Origin of the sequence: Actinomyces respiraculi (genome assembly GCF_014595995.2) — a bacterium.
GTDB lineage: Bacteria > Actinomycetota > Actinomycetes > Actinomycetales > Actinomycetaceae > Actinomyces > Actinomyces respiraculi.
Genome location: NZ_CP063989.1, coordinates 2,720,661 through 2,743,304, shown reverse-complemented (window position 1 = coordinate 2,743,304; position 22,644 = coordinate 2,720,661). Strand labels below are relative to the sequence as shown.

The following is a 22,644-nucleotide window of genomic DNA, read 5'->3' as shown; positions in this document are numbered from 1 at the left end:
CCCTGAGTGGTGGGTCGGATGGTGCCGAAACCCGGTCCCTCTTAGGGGTGAGCGCCCCTGGCTGGCGGGGCGGTGCGGGTGATGTGCTGGTTCTCCCGTTGTCATGACGGGTGAGTGTCCCGTCACTGAGGAGGAGCGCCGTGGCTCTTACCCCTTCCGCTGGCAGCCGCCCCGGTACCCGCCGTCCCCACGCTGACCCGTTGAGCGCCCGCCTGCGCCTGTGGCCGCTGCGGGGCGCGCAGGGGCAGGCGTCCGCCGAGTACGCCGGCGTCATCATGGTCGCCGTCATCGTCATTCTTGCGCTCGGTGCGGTCTTCACACCGATGGGCGGCAGGATCGCGACCGGTGTCCAGTGCGCCATCGAGAGCGTCTTCTCCGACGGCGGGGGCGGTGGCTGCGGGGGTGAACCCGCCACTCCCGTGACGGTCGGCAGGCCCAAGGGAGACGAGGCCTACGCCCCGAACGACGCGGCCGGTAGCCGCCCGCAGGGTCCGGCCGGTGGGCAGCCGCAGGGTCCGGGCGGTGGGCAGCCGCAGAACCCCAGGCCGAAGGAGCCGGTCGACCAGCAGAAGGTCAACGAGGCGCTCAAGGGGGTCCATGAGGACCTCCGCACGGGGTGGTTCAACCCTGTTTCCAGCCGCGATCTCGACAGCATCGAGAACCGTCTCAAGGGGCTCAACGGAGCCGAGGTCGACTCCGTCATCGCCGGCATGTCCGACGACGAGCTGCGTCGCTGGGTCCAGGAGATGGAGCAGGGCTGGCGCCCCTTCGGCACCGGTGGCTGGAGCACGGAGCGTCGCCAGCAGATGTGGACCCGGGTGCTTCCCAATGCCTCCTACGACACGGTACGCCGCCTGGCGGGCATCACCCAGGACATCCAGCCCAGGTTCGACGACGTCGAAGGAGACGACGAGAGCACTGAGGAGGAGGGGCAGGAGTTCTCGTACAGGGAGTCCAAGGGCTTGCCGGTGGTCAACGGCGTCTCTCCATCGGACATCAGACAGGGACTCATCGGTGACTGCTGGTACATCGCGTCCCTCAAGGCCGTCGCCGCCTCCGACCCCTCGGTCATCGAGAACGCCATCACGGACAACGGCAACGGGACGTACACGGTCCGACTCTACCGTGATGGCAAGCCGGTATACATCACAGTGACCGGTGACCAGGTGATCATGCCGGATGGAGATCAAGGCTACGCCCGGTCCACGGACAAGAGCGAGCTGTGGCCCGAGATTATGGAGAAGGCGCTCGCCTCCTACGAGGGCTCCTACGGGGCCATCGAGGGGGGCTGGGCGAGCAACGGCATGGAGGTGCTCACCGGCAAGCCGTCAACGAGGCGTTCCACGGATAGTTACAGTGCGGCCGATCTCAAGGCGGAACTCGACCAGGGTCATGCCGTTGCCCTCAGTTCGCAGCCCACGCCCCGGTCCTCCCGGAACGAGAATCCTCTGTACGACAAGCATCACCCCAGGGATTCGAAGGGCAACGAGCTGTGGGAACGGCTGATGTACGGTCATGCCTATCAGGTCGTCTCGGTCGACCTGGGCGATCCGAGCGACCCCTCTGATGACACGGTGACGATCCAGAACCCGTGGTATCCGGACCAACCCATGACGTTGCCCTACGAGGACTGGAGGAACGGGTTCACCCAGGTGCATGTCAACCCGGTCAAGTGATCCAAGGCATGCTGCCCTGTAGGGGTGTAGTGGCACGATGGGGAGGCGGTCTGCTTGATCGGCTGCGAGGCAGGGCATGAAGGAGAGGAAGTATCTGAGGATGGTCCGCAAGGTGGTTATTGGTGTCGTCAGTGTTGTCGTTGTGCTTGTGCTGGTCGTCGCTGGTCTCATGTGGTGGTCGGTGCGTCCGGGTATGCCTGACCTGCCTCCTGAGCTTGAGGCGCTGCGCTCGCAGGCGCATGGCGTGGGTGAGGCTCGTCCGTTGCCTGTGCCCGGCGGGTGGAATGCAGTGCTGTTCTCGGTGGAGACCTCGGGCGCCTGGGTGCAGGTCTGGCCGGAGGATGAGTCCGGGCCGGTTGACCACGACTTCGTGGAGGTGGGGACGAGCGGTGTCGTCGGCTCGTGCACTGTCGCTGTGCTGGAGACTCACCCGGGTTGGTCCGGGCGTAAGGATGGCAGCCAGACCGGCTGGGCGCTGCTGCACGTCAGCTGTCCGCCGCGACCCAGCGCCAGCCCCAGTGAGACGGCCACCACCGGTCCGAGCGCGCCCCCTTCCGCCACCCCCAGTGCCTCTGCGTCCGCGGAGGGGACCCAGCGCTGAGTGCCTGGTGCTGGGAGTATGGGACGAGGACCCGGACGGCCGGTGACGAAAGGACGTGTGTGACGATGGTCCGCAAGGTGCTCATTGGAGTCGTCGGTGTCGTTGTCGTGCTTGTCCTGGCCGTCGTTGGTTTCATGTGGTGGTCGCTGCGTCCGGGTATGCCGGACCTGCCCCCTGAGCTTGAGGCGCTGCGCTCGCAGGCGCATGGCGTGGGAGAGGCGCGTCCGTTCCCCGTCCCCGGCGGGTGGAGGGCAGTGCTGTTCTCGGTGCACACCTCGGGTGCCAGGGTGCAGATCTGGGCGGAGGATGACTCCGGACCGGTTGTAGGTGAGTTCCTGGACGTTGGGACGAGCGGTGTCATTGGCTCGTGCACTGTCGCCGTGCTGGAGACCCACCCGGGTTGGCCCGGGCGTGAAGAAGGAAGCGAGACCGGCTGGGCGCTGCTGCACGTCAGTTGCCCGCCGCGTCCTGCCGTCACCCCCGGTGAGACGGCCACCACCGGAGCGAGCGCGACTCCCAGCGCCACTGCGTCCGCGGGCGGGACCCAGCGCTGAGTGCCTGGTGCTGGGGGTATGGGATGAGGACCCGGACGGCCGGTGACGAAAGGACGTGTGTGACGATGGTCCGCAAGGTGGTTGTTGGTGTCGTCGGTGTCGTTGTCGTGCTTGTGCTGGCCGTCGTTGGTTTCATGTGGTGGTCGGTGCGTCCGGGCACGCCGGACCTGCCTCTTGAGCTTGAGGCGCTGCGCTCGGAGGCGCAGAGCGTGAGTGAGACGGGGCCGTTCTCCGTCCCCGGCGGCTGGAGGGCAGTGCTGTTCTCAGTGGAGACCTCGGGCGCCTGGGTGCAGATATGGTCGGAGGATGAGTCCGGGCCGGTTGACCACGACTTCGTGGAGGTGGGGACGAGCGGTGTCGTCGGCTCGTGCACTGTCGCTGTGCTGGAGACTCACCCGGGCTGGTCCGGGCGTAAGGATGGCGGCCAGACCGGCTGGGCGCTGCTTCACGTCAGCTGTCCGCCGCGACCCAGCGCCAGCCCCAGTGAGACGGCCACCACCGGTCCGAGCGCGCCCCCTTCCGCCACCCCCAGTGCCTCTGCGTCCGCGGGCGGCACCCAGCGCTGAGTGCCTGGTGCTGGGAGTATGGGACGAGGACCCGGAGGGCCGGTGACGAAAGGACGTGTGTGACGATGGTCCGCAAGGTGGTGATAGGTGTCGTCAGCGTCGTCGTTGTGCTTGTGCTGGCCGTCGTTGGTGTCGACTTGTGGTCGCTGCGTCCGGGTATGCCGGACCTGCCTCCTGAGCTTGAGGCGCTGCGCTCGGAGGCGCATGGCGTGGGTGAGGCTCGTCCGTTGTCTGTGCCCGGCGGGTGGAATGCAGTGCTGTTCACGGTGCACACCTCGGGTGTCAGGGTGGAGGTCTGGCCGGATGATGATTCCTGGCCGGTTGAAGGGAGATTCCTGGAGGTGGGGACGAGCGGTGTTATCGGCTCGTGCACTGTCGCTGTGCTGGAGACTCACCCGGGCTGGTCCGGGCGTAAGGATGGCGGCCAGACCGGCTGGGCGCTGCTGCACCTCAGTTGCCCGCCGCGTCCCACCGCCACCCCCAGTGAGACGGCTACTACCGGTGGTAGTGCGCCCCCTTCCGCCACTCCCAGCGCCACCGCGTCCGCGGGCGGCAGCCATCACTGAGTGCTTGATGCTGGGCAGGGCGACGCTGGACTCGTGGGTGGCGCGCGCCGCCCGGCACCGAGCGCCCGGTGCTGGGAGCATGGACGAGGACCCGGACGGACAGCGACGAAAGGACGTGTGTGACGATGGTCCGCAAGGTGGTGATAGGTGTCGTCAGTGTCGTCGTCGTGCTTGTGCTGGCTGCCGCTGGATTCATGTGGTGGTCGCTGCGTCCGGGTATGCCGGAGTTGCCTCCTGAGCTTGAGGCGTTGTACTCCGAGGCGGAGGCTGTGGGAGAGGCGCGTCCGTTCCCCGTCCCCGGCGGGTGGAGGGCAGTGGTGTCCTCGGTGAAGACCGACAGTGCCGTCGTGCGGGTCTGGTCGGACGATGACGACATGGAAGAGTTTGCGATCGCCGTCCTCAAGGTGGGGACGAGTGAGGCTGTCGGCTCGTGCACTGTCGCTGTGCTGGAGACCCACCCGGGCAGGGCCTGGCGCGGTCTCGGCAGCCAGACCGGTTGGGCGCTGCTGCACGTCAGTTGTCCGCCGCGTCCGACCGCCACTCCCGACGAGACGGTCCCCGCCGGTCCGAGCGAGCCCCCTTCCGCCACTCCCAGCGAGACGGCTACCACCGGTGGGAGCGAGCCCCCTCCGCCACCCCCAGCGCCACTGCGTCCGCGGGCGGCACCCAGGGCTGAGCGCATGATGCTGGTCAGGGCGACGGTGGACTCGTGGGTGGCGCGCGCCGCCCAGCACTGAGTGCCTGGTGCTGGGAGTATGGGACGAGGACCCGGACGGACGGCGACGGAAGGACGTGTGTGGCGATGGTTCGCAAGGTGGTTGTTGGTGTCGTCAGTGTCGTCGTCGTGCTTGTGCTGGCTGCCGCTGGATTCATGTGGTGGTCGCTGCGTCCGGGTATGCCGGAGCTGCCTCCTGAGCTTGAGGTGCTGCGCCCGGAGGCGCATCGCGTGGGTGAGGCGCGTCCGTTCTCTGTCGCTGGTGGGTGGAGCTCGGTGGTGACCTCGGTGGAGACCGATAGTGCCGTCGTGCGGGTCTGGTCGGACGATGACGACATGGATGAGTTCGCGATCGCCGTCCTCAAGGTGGGGACGAGTGAGGCCGTTGGCTCGTGCACTGTCGCCGTGCTGGAGACTCACCCGGGCTGGGCCGGGCGTAAGGATGGCAGCCAGACCGGCTGGGCGCTGCTGCACGTCAGCTGTCCGCCGCGTCCCTCCGCCACTCCTAGTGAGACGGCCCCCGCCGGTCCGAGCGCGACGCCCTCCGCCACTCCCAGCGCCTCTGCTTCCGCGGAGGGGCCCTAGCACTGAGCTCATGGTGCGGGGAGCATGGGACGCTGATGCTGTCACGGGCGACGAACGGCCGGGTACGAAAGGAAGTGTGTGACGATGCTCCGCAAGGTGGTTATTGGTGTCGTCAGCGTCGTTGTCGTGCTCGTGCTGGCCGTCGCTGGATTCGTGTGGTGGTCGCTGCGTCCGGGTATGCCGGACCTGCCTCCTGAGCTTGAGGCGCTGCGCTCGCAGGCGCATGGCGTGGGCGAGGTGGGTCCCAGCACCCTGGAGAGCGGGTGGAGCGTGGTCGTGTCCTCGGTGGAGACCTCGGGTGCTTGGGTGCAGATCTGGCCGAATGATGATTCCTGGCCGGTTGAAGGCGGCTACCTGGAGGTGGGGACGAGCGGTGTCATCGGCTCGTGCACTGTCGCCGTGCTGGAGACCCACCCGGGTTGGGATCGGGGCGCTCCCGGTAGCCAGACCGGCTGGGCGCTGCTGCACCTCAGCTGCCCGCCGCGACCCACTCCACTCCCGGCGAGACGGCCCCCGCCGGTGCGAGCGCGACGCCCTCCGCCACCACCAGCGGTGTTGAGGCCCTGCCCGGTGAGTTCAGCGCGGCTGTCTCCGCCGGGCAACAGGTGAGTCAGCCGTGCCTGGAACGTAGGGCTGGTGGTGGGGTCTGGCGTCGCAGCTCAGCGCGTACCGGCTCAGGGTCGGGTTGTCCCAGGCCGCTGCGGGATAGCAGAGTGGATGTAGCAGCCCAGGCGCCGCAGCAGGCTGCGGGCGGTCTCTTTGACGTCGCGCTGCTCACTGAGGGCGGTGACGGCTGCACCGTCCACGACGGCGATCACCACCTCCGCCGTCGCCTGGAGGCCTAGGGCGACGATGAGCCGGTTGACGGCGGCATTGAGCTGCTGACGGCCTTCCCGGTAGGCGCGGCCCACGGGGGCGGTGTCACCAGCAGAGATCAGCTGGATGTAGTGCCCTAGGTAGGGGCCCTCGGCAGGCAGGGTGGCTGCCAGTATCAGCTCAATGCACGTCTCTAGGCTGGGTGATGCAGTCAGGGCCTCAGCTCTTTCGGCGGCCCGCTCCGCTCGGAGCGCCCACCGGCGGATATTGGCCAGACCGGCCTGGTAGAGCAGGTCGTCCAGGCCGTTGAAGTAGTAGGTGGTGGCGGACAGGGAGCAGCCGGCCCGGCTGGCTACTGCCCGGTGCGTGACCGACGCGGGCCCCGACTCATGGATGATGGCGGCGGCGGCGGAGATTATGGCTTGCCGACGGGCCTCTCCTTTTGAGGTCGGGGCGCCCGGTTTGGTCTCGCTGCTCATGGTCAGCAATAGTACGTAGCCCCGGGGGCTCAGTTAATCGTGCGCCTCAAGGTCGCGGTGCGGGTCCACGTGTGAGACCACCAGGGTCAGCAGGGCCAGCGCCGAGATTGCGGTCAGGTAGAAGGCGGGTGCCAGACGGGAGCCGGTGGTCGCCGTCAGCCAGGTGGCGATGAACGGGCAGGTCCCGCCCAGGAGCGTGTTGGCCATGTTGAAGGACAGGGCGAATCCGGAGTAGCGCACCTCGGTGGGGAAGCTCTCAGCCAGGAAGGACGCCAGGGTGCCGTCATTGGCGGTCAGCACCAGGGCGAAGGCGATCTCGCACAGGACGATAACCAACAGCGAGCTGTGGTTCATCAGCATGAACAAGGGCACGGACAAGACGATGAAGGCCAGGCAGGCGATGGTGAGAACGCGCCGTCTGCCGAAGATGTCGGAGATGTGCCCCATGAAGAAGATCGCCGCCACGTACACCGTCAGGGTCACGGAGGTGGCCAGGGTGGAGCGGGTCTCTGAGAATCCCAGCTCATGCTGCACGTAGGTGGGCATATAGCTCAGCAGCATGTAGAAGGCGACGGCGTTCAGACAGCTGACTCCGAAGCAGGACACTACGGCCCGGCGGTGGTCTCGCAGGAGGATGCGCAGTGGCTCGGCCCAGCGCTGACCGTGTTGGTTGGCGGGCACGTTGCCCTCTGCCTTTGCCTTGCTCGCAGAGGCGGCCACCAGGGCCTGGTAGACGGGGGAGTCCTCCAGGTGGACCCGGATATAGCGTCCGACCAGCCCTAGCGGGCCAGCCAGGAGGAAGGGTACACGCCAGCCCCAGGCGGACATGGCCTGGTCGTCCAGGTACCAGTACAGGCCGGATGCGAACAGGGAACCGACCAGCAGACCGGCAGCGGTGGAGGCGGGCACCAGGGACACGTACACGCCGCGCCTGCCGGGCGGGGAATACTCGGCCAGGAAGGTCCCCGCCCCGGCGTACTCACCGGAGGCGGAGAAGCCCTGGCACATACGCAGCAGCACGAGCAGGACGGCGGCCCAGATACCGATCTGGGCGTACCCGGGCAGCACACCCACCAGGAAGGTGGCGCCGGACATGATGAGGATGGACCAGGACAAGGCCCAGCGGCGTCCACGCTTGTCGCCCAGGATCCCCCAGATGACCGCGCCTACGGGTCGCAGGAGGAAGCTGGTGGCGAATACGGCGAAGGAGGACAGCAGCCGGGCGGTGGGGGTTAGTTCTGGGAAGAATACGTTTCCGATTACGGCGGCCAGGTAACCGTAGGAGGCGTAGTCGAACCACTCGATGAAGTTGCCGATGAAGGAGGCCTCAGCCGCACGACGCACAGCCACGGCGTGCTCGTGGGCTTCCTGGGTGGTATGGCCAGGTTTAGAACGGACGGTGGTAGTCATTTGAGTCTGCTCCCGTCAGGTACTCACGGTGCTAGTGGCAACCTCGCGGCGGTGGTTGACCGCGTCAACGATGATTGGTGCGAAACCGCCACCGACGATCAGCAAACCGCCCAGGGCTCCGATGGGGGTCAGGGTCTCCTTGAAGAAGAAGAACCCGCAGATGATGGCGACCACGCACTCCCAGTAGGAGATGGTGGACATCTCCACGGCAGGCAGGTTGCGTCCGGCGACCACCAGGAAACCAAGTGCGAATAGGCCGCAGAAGAAGAACAGCCCGACGGCCCACGCCCAGTTGGTGGCGGTGAGGGTGGACACGCCGTGCCAGGGCCGCAGGATCAGGGACATGCAGGCGGTGGCGGCGACCGCCCAGGCAAAGTTCCAGGTGCCGCGGACGAAGGAGTCCACATCCTTACGGTACCCGTTGAAGAACAGGGCCATGCCGTAGAACACGCCGGACAGCAGCCCAAAGAGGTCTCCCAGGGGCTTTCGGGGGTATTCGGTGGAGGCGGTTGACAGGTCCAGACCGAAGGTCAGCGAGCCGTTCTCATAGTTGATGATCTGGATGGTGAGCAGCATGCCCACGAATACCAGGAGCAGGAAGAACCCGTTGATGGGGCTCACTTTCTCCTTGCGGAAGATACGCGCCAGGATGGTGCAGAACAGAGGGCCGGTGTAGATCAGGAAGACCGCGTTAGCGATCGAAGTCATCAGGGTGGAGGAGATGTAGAAGCCGAGGGACAGGCCGATGCTGATACCTCCCATGGCGATTGCGGGACTGAGCCGGGTGGTCCGGAACAGCCCTGTCTTCTTGAACATGAAGAGCATCAGCGTGAAGCCGATCAGTCCCAAGGTCATGCGCCCGAAGGCCAGGAAGGAACCGATGACGGCCTTGTCCTCCGTGGCCAGACCGAGGGTCGCGCCGCGGGAGAGCGTGCCTACCAGGCCCATGCCCGTGGCGGACAGGAGCATGGCCAGGGCGCCAAGCTTTTTGTTCATGACGTACTCGCCGGACGTCGTTGTCTCGGCAGGGCTCGTGTTCATGTTGTTCCTTGACGTTCAGGGGGTGGTGAGGGTGGGGGTGGCGGCCCGCGGGGACCGCCACCCCCAGGTGGCCGGGGTGGGGCGGCGGGCATGCCGCATCCACCCCGGCACGGTCCCACTCAGACGAGGGTCGGGTCCTCGACCTGGTTGGGGAAGTAGTCCTCGCAGCCACCCTCGCGGAACACGTCCGCGGTGGCGCAGTGCAGGGCGCCACCGAAGGGGTAGGCGTCGCGGAACGGAACGGGAATGACGTTCATGCCGAGCTTGTCCATCTGCTCCATCTGGTGGACCTCGGAGGCCTCGCAGATGACGGTCTTGTGGTCTAGGACCAGGCAGTTCATGGACAGCCAGACAGAGGAGTAGCACAGCGGCGGCGGGGTGTCGTGGGCCGGCATGGCGGCGTCGACGATCTGCCAGTCGTTGGCCTCGAAGATCTTGCGCTGCTCCTCGGGCAGGCGGCGGTGCGGGTTGTTGATGATCAGGCCTGGCCGCAGCGGCACGAAGGTTGCGTCGATGTGGATCGGGTAGGGGTCGCCGGGGAAGTTCACGGCGTGCACCCGCAGGTCCGGGTAGTAACGCTTGAACCATTCCATGGCGGTGCGGTTGGTGGTCAGGCCGTGCTGGATGAACAGGTCCTTGCCCAGGCGCAGCACGTCGGCGGCATCCCACATGGGCTCAACCTCAGTGGTGACGAAGTCCTTGGCGGCGGTGCGTTCCAGGCGCTCCTCCAAGGAGATTTTCTCGTCGTAGTAGTTGTGCTTGTAGGAGGCGTCGGTCAGGCGGGGACGCGGGGCCTGGGTCCACTTGAACTCGGGGTCCTCGTCGAAGTACTGCTTCATGAGCGGCCAGTAGGCCAGGTACTCGAAGTACCGGCAGCGGAAGGAGTTGGCGGAGGCCATGATCTCGTTGCCGATGGTGAGCAGGATGTCGCGCGGCGGCATACAGGTCATCATCGAGTCGTTGCGGAAGTCCGGCGTCTGGATGTGCTGGTTCCACTGCAACGGGGTGGGGCGGTCCACTTTGACGCCGTGCTCCTCCAGGGTCTTGGCCAGGAAGTCGAGCTGGGCGGCGGCCTTCTCCACAGTCTCCAGGGGGCGGGGGCCCCACATGCCACGCATCTCCGAGTCGATCGGCACCTTCTCAGAGGTGGCGGGCTCCTCGGGTGGGATGACAGAGTTCTCTGCGCGACCGACGATCACGTGCTTCAGTGGGTCGAAGTCGTTCCAAGAGTTGACGATCTTCGTCATGGTGTTCACTCCTTTGTGATGGTGTCTCTGGTTTCTTGACGTGGTGGTTGGTGGAGTGTGCTGGTGGTCTCCGGTGTGGGTGGGCTCCTCCTTGCGCGGTGGGTGGTGGCCTGCGTGGCTTAGGACGAGCGCAGGCGGTCGGGAGCGGGTTCTGGCAGCGGTGGGCGGATGTCGTCCGGGCCGCCGTAGTTGCCGCCGGCGGTGACCACGGTGCCTGCCATGCCCTCGATGATGGCGGCGGCGTCCTCTAGACGTCCGATTGCCGCCATGTCACCAGTGAGTTCGACGAAGCGGCACACGGCCTCCACTTTGGGGCCCATGGACCCGGCCGGCAGGTCCATGGCCCGCAGCGATGCGGGAGTGGCCCGGTCCACGCGCTTCTGTGCCGGGGTGCCGAAGTCCGTGCAGACCCCGTCGACGTCGGTGAGGATCAGCAGGACGTCGGCCTCCAGGTGCTCGGCGAGCACGGCGGCGGTCAGGTCCTTGTCCACCACGGCCTCCACGCCCTGGAGCTTGCCCTTGGCGTTGCGGATCACCGGCACGCCGCCCCCACCGGAGCAGATCACCACGGCCCCGGCCTGGATCAGGATGCGGGCCATGCGGGTCTCGATGACCCGCTGGGGCTTGGGGGAGCCGACGACGCGGCGCCAGTGCTTGCCGTCCTGTTTGACGGTCCAGCCCTTCTCCGCAGCTAGGGCGCGGGCCTCCTGCTCCTCGTAGACCTCGCCTACGAACTTGGTGGGGTTGGTGAAGGCCGGGTCCCCGGCCATGACCAGGGTCTGGCTCACCAGCGAGGCCACGTGGCGCCCCGGCAGCGCGTTCTGCATGGCCTGCAGCAGCCAGTAGCCGATCATGCCCTGGGTCTGCGCCCCGATGGTGTCCAGCGGGTAGGGCTCGGAGAGGCGCTCGTCATTGGCTGACTGCAGGGCCAGGGTGCCCACCTGGGGGCCGTTGCCGTGGGTGATGATGAGTTCGTGCTTCTCGGCGATGGCTGCCAGCTGCCGGGCGGCCACCTCCACGTTGGCGATCTGGATGCGGGCGTCGGGCTTCTCCCCGCGGCGCATCAGGGCATTCCCGCCCAGGGCGGCGACGACGCGCATGGCTCAGTCCTCCCAGTGCCCCAGGGTCGCCACCATGACGGCCTTGATGGTGTGCATGCGGTTCTCCGCCTGGTCGAAGGCGATGTTGACGTCGGTCTCGAAGACGTCGTCGGTAACCTCCAGACCGTCCAGGCCGGTCTTGTGGTAGATGTCCTCGCCGATGGTAGTGAGGCGGTCGTGGAAGGCGGGCAGACAGTGCAGGAACTTGACCCGCGGGTTGCCGGTGAGCTTCACCAGCTCACCGTTGACCTGGTAGGGCTTGAGCAGGGCGATGCGCTCGTCCCAGACTTCCTTGGGCTCGCCCATGGACACCCACACGTCCGTGTACAGGAAGTCCACGCTTGTGACGCCTGCAGCGACGTCGTCGGTGACGGTGATCTTGGCACCGGACTCCTGGGCCAGGCGCTCGGCGTGGGCGATGACTTCCGCGGCGGGGTGCAGGGCCGCCGGGCCCACGAGGCGCACGTCCATACCCATGAGGGCCCCTGCCACTAGCAGGGAGTTGGCGACGTTGTTGCGGGCGTCTCCCAGGTAGGCCAGGGACACGTCCTTCAGGTCTTTGCCGGAGTGCTCGATCATGGTGAGCTGGTCGGCTAGGGCCTGGGTGGGGTGCCACTCATCGGTCAGGCCGTTCCACACCGGCACGCCGGAGAGTTCAGCGAGCTGCTCGACGTGGTCCTGGCGCTTGCCACGGAACTCGATGCCGTCGAACATGCGCCCGAGCACGCGGGCTGTGTCCGCCACGGACTCCTTGTGCCCCATCTGGCTGCCGGAGGGGTCCAGGTAGGTGACCTGGGCGCCTTGGTCGTGGGCGCCGACCTCGAAGGCGCAGCGGGTGCGGGTGGAGGTCTTCTCAAACAGCAGGGCGATGTTCTTGCCGGTCAGCCGTTTCACCTCCCTGCCAGCCTTCTTGTCGGCCTTGAGCTGGGCGGCAAGGTTCAGCAGGATGCTCCACTCCTTGGCGGTGAAGTCGAGCTCCTTGAGGAAGCTCCGGCCGGAAAGAGGGTGTGGCATGGGGTCTCCTTTTCCTTAACTGGTTGCGGGGGTCTTGCTTAGGTGAGGGGCTTGCGGGACACGGGGCAGCTCATGCAGTGTGGGCCGCCCCGGCCCCGTCCCAGCTCGGAGCCGGGGATGGTGTGCACGGTGATGCCCTGTGCGGTCAGGTACTCGTTGGTGTTCACGTTGGACTCGTAGGTGACTACCACGCCGGGGGCGATAGCCAGGGTGTTGGCGCCGTCGTTCCACTGCTCGCGGGCGGCGGCGCGCGAGTCCTGGGGGGTGGTCAGGGTGATGATCGAGTCCACTCCTAGGGCTTGGGCGATGACGTCGTTCATGGCCTCGGGGGGGTTCTCGGTGGTGTGGATGCTGCCGTCGTCGCCTGGGCGCAGTGTGTAGGTGGGCATCATCCCGGCGCCCACGTACTTGGTGAAGGTGCCGTGGTCGACCATCGTCATGATGGTGTCCAGGTGCATTTGCGCCCGGTTCTTGGCCATGTGGACGGCGATCACCTGCTCCACCCCGCCCTTGAACAGGGCGGCGCTCAGCTGTTCGACGCCTTGGGAGGAGGTGCGTTCGGAGACCCCGATCATGACGGCACCGTTGCCGAGTATCTGGATGTCACCGCCTTCCATGGTGACTCCGGGGCTGGTGTCGCCGTCGCACCACAGGGGAAAGTCCTGCCCGGCGAACAGCGGGTGCCAGCGGTAGATGGCCCGGTAGCTGAGGGATTCACGACGACGGGCGGGGTGCTGCATGGCGTTGATGGACACGCCCTGGTAGACCCAGCTGGAGGAGTCGCGGGTGAAGAGGTGGTTGGGCAGCGGGGGCAGCAGGAGGTCGTCGTTGCCCATGGTGGCCAGGGTCATGGAGGAGACTGTGGGCAGCTGCTCTAGAAGCTCCTCCTTGGTGATGCCGGCGATCAGCACGTCAGCCAGGTCGGTGGGGGAGAGCCGCTCTGCCCAGTGCTGGATGCTGCTGTCGCCGCCGCAGCCGCTCTCACAGGCGCTTAGGACCTCCTTGACCAGGTAGCTCTTGGCCTCGGTGACTTCCAGGGTCTGGGAGAGCAGGTCGCGCAGGTAGAGGACCTGGACGCCGTGGTCGGTGAGTACTTTGGCGAACTGATCGTGTTCCTCCTGGGCGCGTTCGAGCCACAGGACGTCGTCGAACAGCAGGTCGTCCTTGTTCTCCGGGGTGAGTCGGAGCATTTCTGTGCCGGGGCGGTGGAGGATGACGGTCTCCAGCTCCCCGATCTCTGAGCCGATATAAGGTCGCATGTTTCTCCAGACGTCTTCGTCTGCCTGGTGGGTGGGACTGTTGTCGTTGTAGCGCCAGCTGTGCAACGGATCACCGATCGAGTGGTACAAGTGTACCGATATTGCGGTAAGCCACCAGGGGTTGTGCAGGCGAAGTGGTACATCTGTCCGAAAGTGACGAAGGTCATTGCCGGGGACGCGGGAACTGTGTCCAGCAATGAGGGGAATATCGCCCTTTACCCACGGTGGCCGCGTTCTGGGGTTTTGCGAACCACCGGAGAATGTTGTGTGATTCCACAAAGGGTGCTGTCCTGCCGGTCCTCACCGATACACACACAGAGTGTCTGCGACTGCTATCTGGACTCCTCCGTCGCCTACCAAGGGGCTGCCCGGGCGCTCGGCCCCACCGAGGTACGTGACCTCTCCCGATGGGCCACCGGCGGCCTGCTGCCGGAGCCGACCATCCCGCTGGACGCCAACCCCGCCCTGACCCGGCAGCGCACCGCCGTCCGGGGTGCCACGGACCGCCTGGAGCGCGAGCCCGGCTCCGCCGACACGGACGAGGACTGAGCGGAAGAGCCGCTGGGACGGAGACCTTCGCGCCCGGCAGGCGCGGTATCGTCGGTCGCGCGACGCGGCCTCGGGCCACGCGCGGTTGTCCGACTCCCCGCGGGACGATCCCGCTGTCACCGAGGTGGTGCCATGTTCCCCTCCCGTCCGCTGCCCGCCCTCGCCGCCTGCGGCTCCGCCGAGTCCTCCGGCTCGTCCGCCGCTTCCTCGACGGCGGCGCAGTCCGACGGCGGGCAGGCTGCGGCGCCGTCGACCGAGGGGGTTACCGACGCCGGCTGGCTCGCCGTCCTCGAGCAGACGCCGGTGAGCGTCGAGGGCGCGGGCTCCACCGTCGAGCCGCTCGGCTGACCCTCCCCGGCACCGGACAGGAGACGATCCCGTGGTTGCGTCCTCCCCGCCCACCCCGACCGGCACCCTCCTGCTCGTCGACGACGAGGCCTCCATCCGCACGTCGCTGGGGCCCTACCTCGAGCGCACGGGCCTGCGCGTCCTACTCGCCTCCGACGGCCTCGAGGCCCTCGACGTCCTCGCCGCCAACCGGGTCGACATCGTCGTCACCGACGTCCTCATGCCACGCATGGACGGGCGCGAGCTCGTCCGTCGGCTGCGCTCCCAGGGCACGTGGACGCCGGTCATCCTTCTGACCCAGCTCGACGCCTCCTACGAGCGGATCTCGGCGCTCGACGACGGCGCGGACGACTACCTGTCCAAGCCCTTCGACCCGGCCGAGCTTGCCTCGCGCGTGCGCGCGGTCCTGCGACGCAGCCGGGGGGTCGCCAGGCCGCTGACGGCCGCCACGGTCCTCACCGCCGGTGCTCTCGTCCTCGACCGCAGCCGCCGCAGGGTCGAGCTCGACGGCCGCGAGGTCATGCTCACCCCCAAGGCGGTGACACTGCTCGACTACCTCATGAGCCACCCGGGCGAGCTCCACACCCGTGACGGACTGCTCGCCGCTCTGTGGGGGATCGACTTCGCCTCCTCGACGAGGGCCGTCGACCACCGTATCCGTGAGATCCGCCGGGCCCTGGGGGACACGGCCACCGACCCCACCTACATCGAGACCGTCCCCTCAGGGGGGTACCGCTTCTGCGCAAAGGTGAGCGGGTGAGTGCCTCGTCCGCGTCCCGACGGCGGCGCCCCCTTTTAGCGCGCGCGCTGCCCTGGGGCGGCGCTCTCGTCCTCGTCGCCCTCGTCTCGCTCGTCGTCTGGGCGATGACGCGCGGGACCGTCCTGACCGTCAGCGGGGATCTGTGGGCGGTGGCGGCCACGGCGGGGCTCGTCCTCATCGTCGTCGTCGCGGTGCTCGTCGGCGTCGTCTCGCGCACGCGCCGGCTCGTGAGCGCCGCGCGCCGGGAGGCCGCCCAGGTGGCGGCCGAGGAGGCGCGCAACCGCCACCGCCAGTTCCTGCGCCGCCTCGACCACGAGCTGAAGAACCCGCTGACGGCCGTGCGCGCCGCCGCCGACGTCGGCGAGCAGAACGTCCCGGCCCCCGTCCGCGGCGGGCTCGAGGTCATCGACGCCCAGTCGCGACGGATGAGCCGCCTGCTCACCGACCTGCGCAAGCTCGCAGAGCTGGAGACCTCGCCGCTCAACATGGAGCCCGTCGACGTCGTCGAGACGGTCCAGGACGCCGTGGACGCGGTGATCGAGGAGGCCGCGGGCCGGGGCGCCCCCGTGCGGGTACGGCTCAACATGCCCCAGGTCCCCTGGCCCCTGCCCCAGGTCATGGCCGACGGCGACCTGCTGTACTCCGCGGTCTACAACGTCATCTCCAACGCGGCCAAGTACACGCCCTCGGGCGGGGTCGTGGAGGTCAGCGGCCGTGAGGAGAGCGGCACGGTGACGATCGAGGTGGCCGACACGGGCATCGGCGTGCCCCAGGACGAGCTCGACCTCGTCTTCACCGAGCTCGGACGGGCGAGCAACGCCCACGGGCTGCCCGGTTCCGGGCTCGGCCTGGCCCTCGTGCGCACGATCATGGAGCGCCACGGCGGCAGCGCGTCCATGGCCTCGCGTCAGGCGTGGGCACGCGGGTCCTGCTGACGCTGCCGGCGGCGGGCCCGCGAGGCCGGCGTGTCACTCATCCCTAGTCGCAAGTGCCGGGCACGACAGACACCCGCATGATTCCGCCGTTCTTCTTCCGGCTCCCATCTCTGACTAGGCCTGAGTGACACACCCCTTGTATGTCGCACGATTGCGACATCGCTGCGACCGGGATGCGACAGTGACGACCTTAGCCTTGTGTCAACGGGACCATCGTCTTGTTATGACATCCTCACCTCCCCTCAACCTTGTCCACTCCGACCAGTTGAAGGTGTTTCTCACCATGAACCGCATGTCTCCCGCCGTTCTCGCTCGCCGTGGTGCCGTCCTGTGCGGCGCCGTCGGCCTGTCACTCACCCTCGTCGCCTGCGGGACGACGGCGGACACGACGTCGGCCGCCCCCGCGGCGCAGACCACCGTGGCTCCCGCGTCGAGCCGGCCGAGCCCGTCCGCCTCCGCACCGGCCGACTCCTCCTTCGCGGTGCCGGGCTACCAGGTGGGGGAGATCCCGCCGGTTCCGCTGTTCACGCTTCCGGACCTCGGCCTGCTGACCGCGTCCACCGGCCGCTTCACCCCGAACCTGACGACGTCGCTGACCTCCCGGCCGGGCATCACGGTCTCCCCGGCTCGCTGCGACGAGCAGGGCGTCCTCGCCGGCGGCTCAACCGTCATCGGCGGGGACGGCAGCGTCGCCGTCAGCGACGCCAGCTCCTCCGTCGTCAACAACGGTGACGGCTCGGGCAGCTACAGCGACGCCTCCACGTCCATCATCAACAACGGCGACGGATCGGGCTCGTACTCCGACGCCGCGGTGTCCATCGTCGTCAACGGCGACGGATCGGGCTCGTACTCCGACGCCGCGGTGTCCGTCGTCGTCAACGGTGACGGCTCGGGCAGCTACAGCGACGCCTCCACGTCGATCGTCGTCAGCGGTGACGGCTCGGGCGGCTACAGCGACGCCTCCACGTCCATCATCAACAACGGCGACGGGACGGGCACCTACTCCGACGCCGGGCTGCGCATCACCAACAACGGCGACGGGACGGCGCACGTCGTCTCGGTGACCGGCAGCATCACCGTGGAGGCCGCGCCGCTGCCCAAGGTCCCGGACGTGGGCCGCTTCCCCAGCATCGACGCCGTCCAGCCGGTCGAGGCCTGCGGGACGGTCATCACCCTCTCCGACGGCGTCCTGTTCGACTTCGGCTCCTCCGAGGTCCGCCCCGAGGCGGCGACCACGCTCACCGAGCTCGTCCAGGTGCTCAACGAGGCCGGAGCCCCGCAGGCCCACGTCTACGGGCACACCGACTCCGTGTCCGACGACGCCTTCAACCAAACCCTGTCCGAGCAGCGCGCCCAGGCCGTGGTCGAGGCGCTCATCGGCTCCGGCGCGACCGCCTCCCTCGACGCCCAGGGCTTCGGCGAGACCCGGCCCGTGGCCCCCAACGAGAACCCGGACGGCTCGGACAACCCGGCTGGCCGCCAGCTCAACCGCCGCGTCGAGATCTACATCCCGGTGTTCTGAGCCCGCACCGGCGCCCCGTCACGGCCCGGCCCACCCGCCCCTCCGACATCCTTCGACACCCGTACCCACGAGAGGAACACGCACCATGACCACCCTGACCCGTCGCGCCGCCGCCACGACCGCCGCCCTTGCCCTCGCCCTGTCGCTCGGTGCCTGCTCGATCAGCATCGGAACGCCGGACAGCTCCGACAACACCTCGACCCAGACCGCTCAGCAGGACGGCGGCCAGCCCGCTTCCGGTGACGACTCCGGCTCCGCCAGCACGGCAGCGGCCCCCGCCGGCGCGAACCCGAACATCGTGGAGCCCGGCTGGCTCGAGCTGCTCAACAATGCCGACGCCACCGTCATGTCTCCCACGAACGGTCAGGTGATGATCGACTCCGCCTTCGTCAACGCCATCGTGCGCGACCACGTCGACACGATGACCTTGACGGGCACGGAGATCGATATCGCCGCCACCTCGGTGGACCACCTCGTCATCTCGGGCTCCTTCATCGATGTCTACGTCGAGGACGTCGCCTCCGTGACGATCACGGGAACCTACGTCGACGTCATTTACGCGGGTAACCCGCCAACGGTGGACGACACGGGCTTCAACAACACGGTGCGTCAGCAGTCCGCCGACGGCGACGACTGAGCACGTGCTCACCGGTCGAGGGCGGCGGGGAGGAGTCCCCGCCGCCCTCGACTAGCCTGTGGCCGTGACCAGCCCGCCCTCCGGAGCCACGACTGCCCGCTCGAGCACATCGGGGACCTTCGTGTCCTTCGAGGGCGGCGACGGCGTCGGCAAGACGACGCAGATTGAGCGCCTGGCTGCCCGCCTGCGCGAGGCGGGCGCCGACGTCGTCGTCACCCGCGAGCCGGGAGGCACCGAGCTGGGGGGCGAGATCCGCCGCCTGCTCCTGCACAGCGGCCACGTCGCCCCCCGCGCCGAGGCCCTGCTGTACGCCGCCGACCGAGCCCACCACGTCGACACGCTCATCCGACCGGCGCTTGAGCGCGGCGCCGTCGTCATCACCGACCGCTACCTCGACTCCTCTGTCGCCTACCAGGGCGCTGCCCGCGCACTGGGGGCCGAGGAGGTCCGCGACCTGTCCCTGTGGGCCACCGAGGGTCTGCTGCCGGACCTGACCGTCCTGCTCGACGCCGAGCCCGGGCTGGCGGAGCGGCGCACCGCGGACCGGGGCGGCAAGGACCGCCTCGAACGTGAGCCCGACTCCTTCCGTGTCGCTCTGCGCGAGCAGTTCCTCACGCTTGCGCAGGCCGAGCCCGAGCGCTTCGCCGTCATCGATGCCGACTGGCCGGTCGATGTGGTGGCTGCTGAGGTCCGGGCTGCCGTCCTGACTCTGCTGAGGAGCCGCGCTGCCGGCCACGCCGGCACCGCAGACACTCAGGGCGCTGAGGCTGTCACCGGCTGCCGCTAGCCTGGGCGCGTGAGTATGAGCGTGTGGGACGACGTCGTCGGCCAGGACAAGGTCGTCGCGGACCTCGAAGCCGCGGCGCGCTCGGCCCGCGCCCTGGCCGAGCAGCGACAGGAGCGTGCCGGCGCCTCGGACGCCGCCGATGGGGCATCCACCGGCACCGCGGCCATGAGTCACGCCTGGCTCATCACCGGCCCGCCCGGCTCCGGCCGCTCCAATGCCGCCCGCGCCTTCGCCGCCGCCCTCCAGTGCACCGGCGACGTGCCCGGCTGCGGCCAGTGCAAGCCCTGCCGTGACGTCATGAGCGGCACCCACCCCGACGTCGTGCGGCTGGCCACCGAACGCCTCATCATCACCATGGAGGAGGTCAAGGACCTCATCGACCAGGCCCAGCGCCGCCCCTGGACCGGACGCTGGCGCGTCATCCTCGTTGAGGACGCCGACCGCATGGCCGAGCGCACCACCAACGTCCTGCTCAAGTCCATCGAGGAGCCGCCGCCGCAAACCGTCTGGCTCCTGTGCACCCCCAGTGCCGACGACGTCCTGCCGACCATCCGCTCACGCTGCCGCCTCATCACCCTGCGCGTGCCGCCGGCGCAGGCGGTTGCGGACCTGCTCGTGCGCCGCGACGGCGCAGACCCGGAGCTCGCTGAGCGTGCGGCCCGCGCCAGCCAGTCCCACATCGGCCTGGCCCGCCACCTCGCCGTGGACCCGGGCGCCTGGGAGCGGCGTCGTCGGCTCTTGCTGGCCCCGATCTCCCTGCGCAGTGTCGGCGACGCCGTCCTGGCGGCCGCCGAGCTCGTCGAGAACGCGGAGACCGAGGCTGCGCAGGCCACCGCGGAGCGCGACGCGCGCGAGCGGACCGAGCTGCTGCGGGCCCTGGGCATGGAGGGCGACGCCAAGGTGCCGCCCTCCCTGCGCGCCCAGGTCCGCCAGCTCGAGGAGGACCAGAAGCGCCGCGCCAAGCGCGCCCGCACGGACGTGCTCGACCGCGCCATGATCGACCTGCTGTCCTTCTCCCGTGACGTCCTGGCCGCCCAGCTGGGCTCCGACGTCGAGCGCGTCAACATCGACCTCGCTGAGGCCGTGGATCAGGTCGCCCGCGCCACCGGGCCCGAGCAGTCCCTCGCCCGCATCGCCGCCATCGAGGAGTGCCGTGCCCGCCTGCGCACGAACGCCTCCGCACTGCTGGCTGTCGAGTCCCTCATGGTCCAGCTGCGCCCCCAGGCCTGAGCGCTGCAGGCGTGAGCGCCGCGAACCTGCGGCGCCGCAGGCGAGGCCTCCCCATCGCGGCTCATCCCATTTGGGGGTGTGGGTGGGGTCTGGGTCCTCTGGTCTTTAGTTGTGTCAGGCTCCGGGTTTGGTGGGGGCTGGTTTGTCTGGTGTCGGTGGTTGCTGGTTGGGGTGGTTGGTGGTGGGCGCGTGGGTGTTGGTGGCTGGTTGGAGGGTGCTGTTGTGCCCGGGCGGGGGCGCAGCATGGCGGTGGTGGGGTGGGGGCGGGTGGTGCCCGCCCAGTGGGGCCTGCTGGGTGGTGGCGGTCACGGGCGTCGTCCAGATCGTCCAGGTCCTGGAAGGGGCTGTGGGCGTTGAGGTGGGCGCGGTTGCGGATGGGCTTGGCCCTTGCGACGGTGGGTTCAGGGCCTGGGCCAGGGCCTGCGTAAGGGGGCCGCCCCTTTTTGGGGCCGACGCAGGGCCACGGCGTCGGTCTGGCTCGGGGCCTGGCCGTGGCCGGTGGGCGCGGTGCTGCGCCGCGCGGCCGCAAGTGGTGGGCCAGGCCCGCCAGCGCCCCCCCTCTCGCTCACGCGGGGGCGTGCTGGCGGTAGGCAGGGGTCTTGCCCCGAGGAAGCACAGTTAGTGTGGACCACTTGCTGCCATCTTGGACCACCTGCTGTCGTTCGGACCACCTACGGACGCCTCTGGGGTGGTCCGAACGACCGAACGTGGTCCAAACGACCGAACGTGGTCCGAACGACCGAACGTGGTCCGAACGACCGAACGTGGTCCGGAACTGATCAATGGCGCTCCACACAGCGCACCGGGGCCCGGCAGCGCCGCACCGGGGCCCGGTAGCGCCCCAGCCGCCGGCCGACCGTCGCCGGCCAGACCCGCAAGCACTCAGCCGCCCGACCCATGGACCAGCCCTCCACCACCAGGCGAGCAAGACGACGACGCCCCCCAGGCGAGCAAGACGACGACGCCCCCCAGGCGTCAAAGGTGCGCCAGCATGCGCCATGAAGGCCTCCCCAAACCGCACGTGAGCGTCAACCCCGCATCCCGCCCAGCAGGCCTCCACCCAACCCGTTCACAACCCCAAAGAAAGCACAACTAGAGACCGGAGGACTCAGACCCCACCCACACCCTCAATGGGGATGAGCCCCCATCGCGTCGTCGGCACGGCGCTGCGACGATGGCGACATGAGCGCATCGACCCCCGCCCGTCCCCCGCTGGCGCCGAGGCCATCGACCCGGTGATCCTCTAGTCCGACTGCCTGCGCATGAGCGTCTGGAAGTCGGCGGGAGGCCTCTCGTCGGCCTGTTCGCCGTTCGCGCCATGGTCCCGCTCGGCGTCATCATGACTCTCGTCAACTCGGACGACGTGGCCGACGCCGTCGGCTGCCTTCTCCTGCCCGACGGGGACGTCCTCATGCTGCCGGGCACCGCAGGGCGCCAGGGCCCTCAGCGCCCGATACCTGGTACCTTCAGAGTCCGCGCAGCGCCTGCTCGGTGGCGGCGCTCAGGCGGTTGGCCTCGACCTCCCGGTTGGTCGTCGCCACGTACTGGCCGTTGTCCTGGACCAGGCCGCGCGTGCGCGCCCACTCCCAGATCGTGTCGGCGTCAGCCAGGCACGCCCTGAGGCTCTCGGCGACGCGCGCCGCCTTGGAGGCAGGGGCTGAGCGGCCGGTGTCGGGGACCGGGAACGCCTTGCCGTCAGCGGCGATGAGCCAGACCCTGAAGGTGCGTGTGCCCTTGGTGCCCGGCTCGTCGGTGACGACGATCGCGGAGCGCGAGGGCGGCCACGGCAGGTCCGTGATGCCCGTCGTCTTGACAATGTGGATGCCCTGGCGGGTGAGGATGACGCGGGACAGGAAGACGGGCACGATCGCGAGGACGATCCCGATCGCGAGAAGGATGAACAGGACCCCCCACACCTGTGTCATGGCTCCGTGCCCCTCGAACAGGGCGCCCCGACGGCTGCTGGAGATCCGCTCGTCGGGGTTGAGGATGAGCGAGGCTCCGAACCAGGCCGCCAGCGGGGCGAAGAAGAGGACGACGAGTGTTGTGATGATCTTGGTGCTCGTACGGTTGGCGAAGGTCAGGGGCTCTGCGCTGAGACGGCTCTGGTCAGCAAGAGAACTCATGGACGTCATCCTGCCAGAGCGTTGCGCCAATCTGAAGTGGTGGGAGGGCGCCTGTCACCGCAGGAGCGGATGTCATCCTCATGCGCAGGTTGGAAAGAACTCCCCCTCACGGGGGAGTGCG

At 68.4% G+C, this 22,644-nt stretch carries 23 protein-coding genes; 15 read left to right on the top strand and 8 right to left on the bottom strand.

Going from position 1 to position 22,644, the window contains the following annotated elements; translation table 11 throughout:
• Positions 1 to 140 precede the first annotated feature (140 nt).
• From ID810_RS11455 to ID810_RS11425, 7 genes are all read left to right on the top strand, one after another.
• Positions 141 to 1,676, top strand: coding sequence for a C2 family cysteine protease (locus ID810_RS11455; protein ID WP_166858307.1), 1,536 nt, complete (start codon positions 141 to 143; stop codon positions 1,674 to 1,676).
• A gap of 100 nt (positions 1,677 to 1,776) precedes the next feature.
• Positions 1,777 to 2,277, top strand: a complete 501-nt coding sequence (locus ID810_RS11450; protein WP_166858309.1) for a hypothetical protein — start codon at positions 1,777 to 1,779, stop codon at positions 2,275 to 2,277.
• 59 nt (positions 2,278 to 2,336) lie between these two features.
• Entirely contained in the window at positions 2,337 to 2,831 is a 495-nt protein-coding gene (locus tag ID810_RS11445; RefSeq protein ID WP_166858311.1) for a hypothetical protein, read from the top strand.
• A 59-nt stretch (positions 2,832 to 2,890) separates the two neighbouring features.
• Positions 2,891 to 3,397, top strand: coding sequence for a hypothetical protein (locus tag ID810_RS11440; protein ID WP_166858313.1), 507 nt, complete (start codon positions 2,891 to 2,893; stop codon positions 3,395 to 3,397).
• A gap of 59 nt (positions 3,398 to 3,456) precedes the next feature.
• Positions 3,457 to 3,963, top strand: a complete 507-nt coding sequence (locus tag ID810_RS11435; RefSeq protein WP_166858315.1) for a hypothetical protein — start codon at positions 3,457 to 3,459, stop codon at positions 3,961 to 3,963.
• Positions 3,964 to 4,082: 119 nt separating this feature from the next.
• Entirely contained in the window at positions 4,083 to 4,700 is a 618-nt protein-coding gene (locus ID810_RS11430) for a hypothetical protein (protein ID WP_166858317.1), read from the top strand.
• Positions 4,701 to 4,759: 59 nt separating this feature from the next.
• Positions 4,760 to 5,263, top strand: coding sequence for a hypothetical protein (locus ID810_RS11425; RefSeq protein ID WP_166858319.1), 504 nt, complete (start codon positions 4,760 to 4,762; stop codon positions 5,261 to 5,263).
• 674 nt (positions 5,264 to 5,937) lie between these two features.
• On the opposite strand, the gene ID810_RS11420 is transcribed toward ID810_RS11425, so the two are convergent.
• From ID810_RS11420 to ID810_RS11390, 7 genes are all read right to left on the bottom strand, one after another.
• Entirely contained in the window at positions 5,938 to 6,558 is a 621-nt protein-coding gene (locus tag ID810_RS11420) for a TetR/AcrR family transcriptional regulator (RefSeq protein WP_166858321.1), read from the bottom strand.
• 33 nt (positions 6,559 to 6,591) lie between these two features.
• Positions 6,592 to 7,968 carry an MFS transporter gene (locus ID810_RS11415; protein WP_166858324.1) on the bottom strand — a complete coding sequence of 459 codons (1,377 nt, stop codon included), beginning with the start codon at positions 7,966 to 7,968 and terminating at the stop codon, positions 6,592 to 6,594.
• A 15-nt stretch (positions 7,969 to 7,983) separates the two neighbouring features.
• Positions 7,984 to 9,009 (bottom strand): DMT family transporter, encoded by a 1,026-nt coding sequence (locus ID810_RS11410; RefSeq protein WP_235931696.1) that lies wholly within the window; start codon positions 9,007 to 9,009, stop codon positions 7,984 to 7,986.
• A gap of 119 nt (positions 9,010 to 9,128) precedes the next feature.
• A complete protein-coding gene (locus ID810_RS11405) occupies positions 9,129 to 10,256 on the bottom strand; it encodes a serine/threonine protein kinase (protein WP_166858326.1) in 1,128 nt (375 codons plus the stop codon).
• 119 nt (positions 10,257 to 10,375) lie between these two features.
• Positions 10,376 to 11,356, bottom strand: a complete 981-nt coding sequence (gene arcC / locus ID810_RS11400; RefSeq protein WP_166858328.1) for a carbamate kinase — start codon at positions 11,354 to 11,356, stop codon at positions 10,376 to 10,378.
• 3 nt (positions 11,357 to 11,359) lie between these two features.
• A complete protein-coding gene (gene argF / locus ID810_RS11395) occupies positions 11,360 to 12,370 on the bottom strand; it encodes an ornithine carbamoyltransferase (protein ID WP_166858330.1) in 1,011 nt (336 codons plus the stop codon).
• A 38-nt stretch (positions 12,371 to 12,408) separates the two neighbouring features.
• The gene (locus ID810_RS11390) at positions 12,409 to 13,629 is read right to left on the bottom strand and encodes an arginine deiminase (protein WP_166858332.1); all 1,221 of its coding nucleotides are present in this window, start codon (positions 13,627 to 13,629) and stop codon (positions 12,409 to 12,411) included.
• Between the two features lie 267 nt (positions 13,630 to 13,896).
• Between ID810_RS11390 and ID810_RS12580 the strand changes: the two genes are divergently transcribed.
• The 8 genes from ID810_RS12580 to ID810_RS11350 all read left to right on the top strand — a co-directional run bounded on the left by ID810_RS12580 (position 13,897) and on the right by ID810_RS11350 (position 20,397).
• A complete protein-coding gene (locus tag ID810_RS12580) occupies positions 13,897 to 14,178 on the top strand; it encodes a dTMP kinase (RefSeq protein ID WP_328703757.1) in 282 nt (93 codons plus the stop codon).
• A gap of 132 nt (positions 14,179 to 14,310) precedes the next feature.
• Positions 14,311 to 14,526, top strand: coding sequence for a hypothetical protein (locus ID810_RS11380; protein WP_166858334.1), 216 nt, complete (start codon positions 14,311 to 14,313; stop codon positions 14,524 to 14,526).
• A 31-nt stretch (positions 14,527 to 14,557) separates the two neighbouring features.
• Entirely contained in the window at positions 14,558 to 15,286 is a 729-nt protein-coding gene (locus ID810_RS11375; protein WP_166858336.1) for a response regulator transcription factor, read from the top strand.
• On the top strand, positions 15,283 to 16,221 hold the full coding sequence (locus ID810_RS11370) for a sensor histidine kinase (RefSeq protein WP_244960917.1): 939 nt from the start codon (positions 15,283 to 15,285) through the stop codon (positions 16,219 to 16,221). Before ID810_RS11375 ends, ID810_RS11370 begins: the two co-directional genes overlap by 4 nt.
• 292 nt (positions 16,222 to 16,513) lie before the next feature.
• Positions 16,514 to 17,743, top strand: coding sequence for an OmpA family protein (locus ID810_RS11365; RefSeq protein WP_243856708.1), 1,230 nt, complete (start codon positions 16,514 to 16,516; stop codon positions 17,741 to 17,743).
• An 85-nt stretch (positions 17,744 to 17,828) separates the two neighbouring features.
• Entirely contained in the window at positions 17,829 to 18,380 is a 552-nt protein-coding gene (locus ID810_RS11360; protein WP_166858340.1) for a hypothetical protein, read from the top strand.
• A 64-nt stretch (positions 18,381 to 18,444) separates the two neighbouring features.
• Entirely contained in the window at positions 18,445 to 19,167 is a 723-nt protein-coding gene (gene tmk, locus ID810_RS11355) for a dTMP kinase (RefSeq protein ID WP_243856710.1), read from the top strand.
• Positions 19,168 to 19,182: 15 nt separating this feature from the next.
• On the top strand, positions 19,183 to 20,397 hold the full coding sequence (locus ID810_RS11350; RefSeq protein WP_166858420.1) for a DNA polymerase III subunit delta': 1,215 nt from the start codon (positions 19,183 to 19,185) through the stop codon (positions 20,395 to 20,397).
• Between the two features lie 1,466 nt (positions 20,398 to 21,863).
• On the opposite strand, the gene ID810_RS11345 is transcribed toward ID810_RS11350, so the two are convergent.
• Positions 21,864 to 22,523, bottom strand: coding sequence for a hypothetical protein (locus ID810_RS11345; protein ID WP_166858344.1), 660 nt, complete (start codon positions 22,521 to 22,523; stop codon positions 21,864 to 21,866).
• Between the last annotated feature and the right edge of the window lie 121 nt (positions 22,524 to 22,644).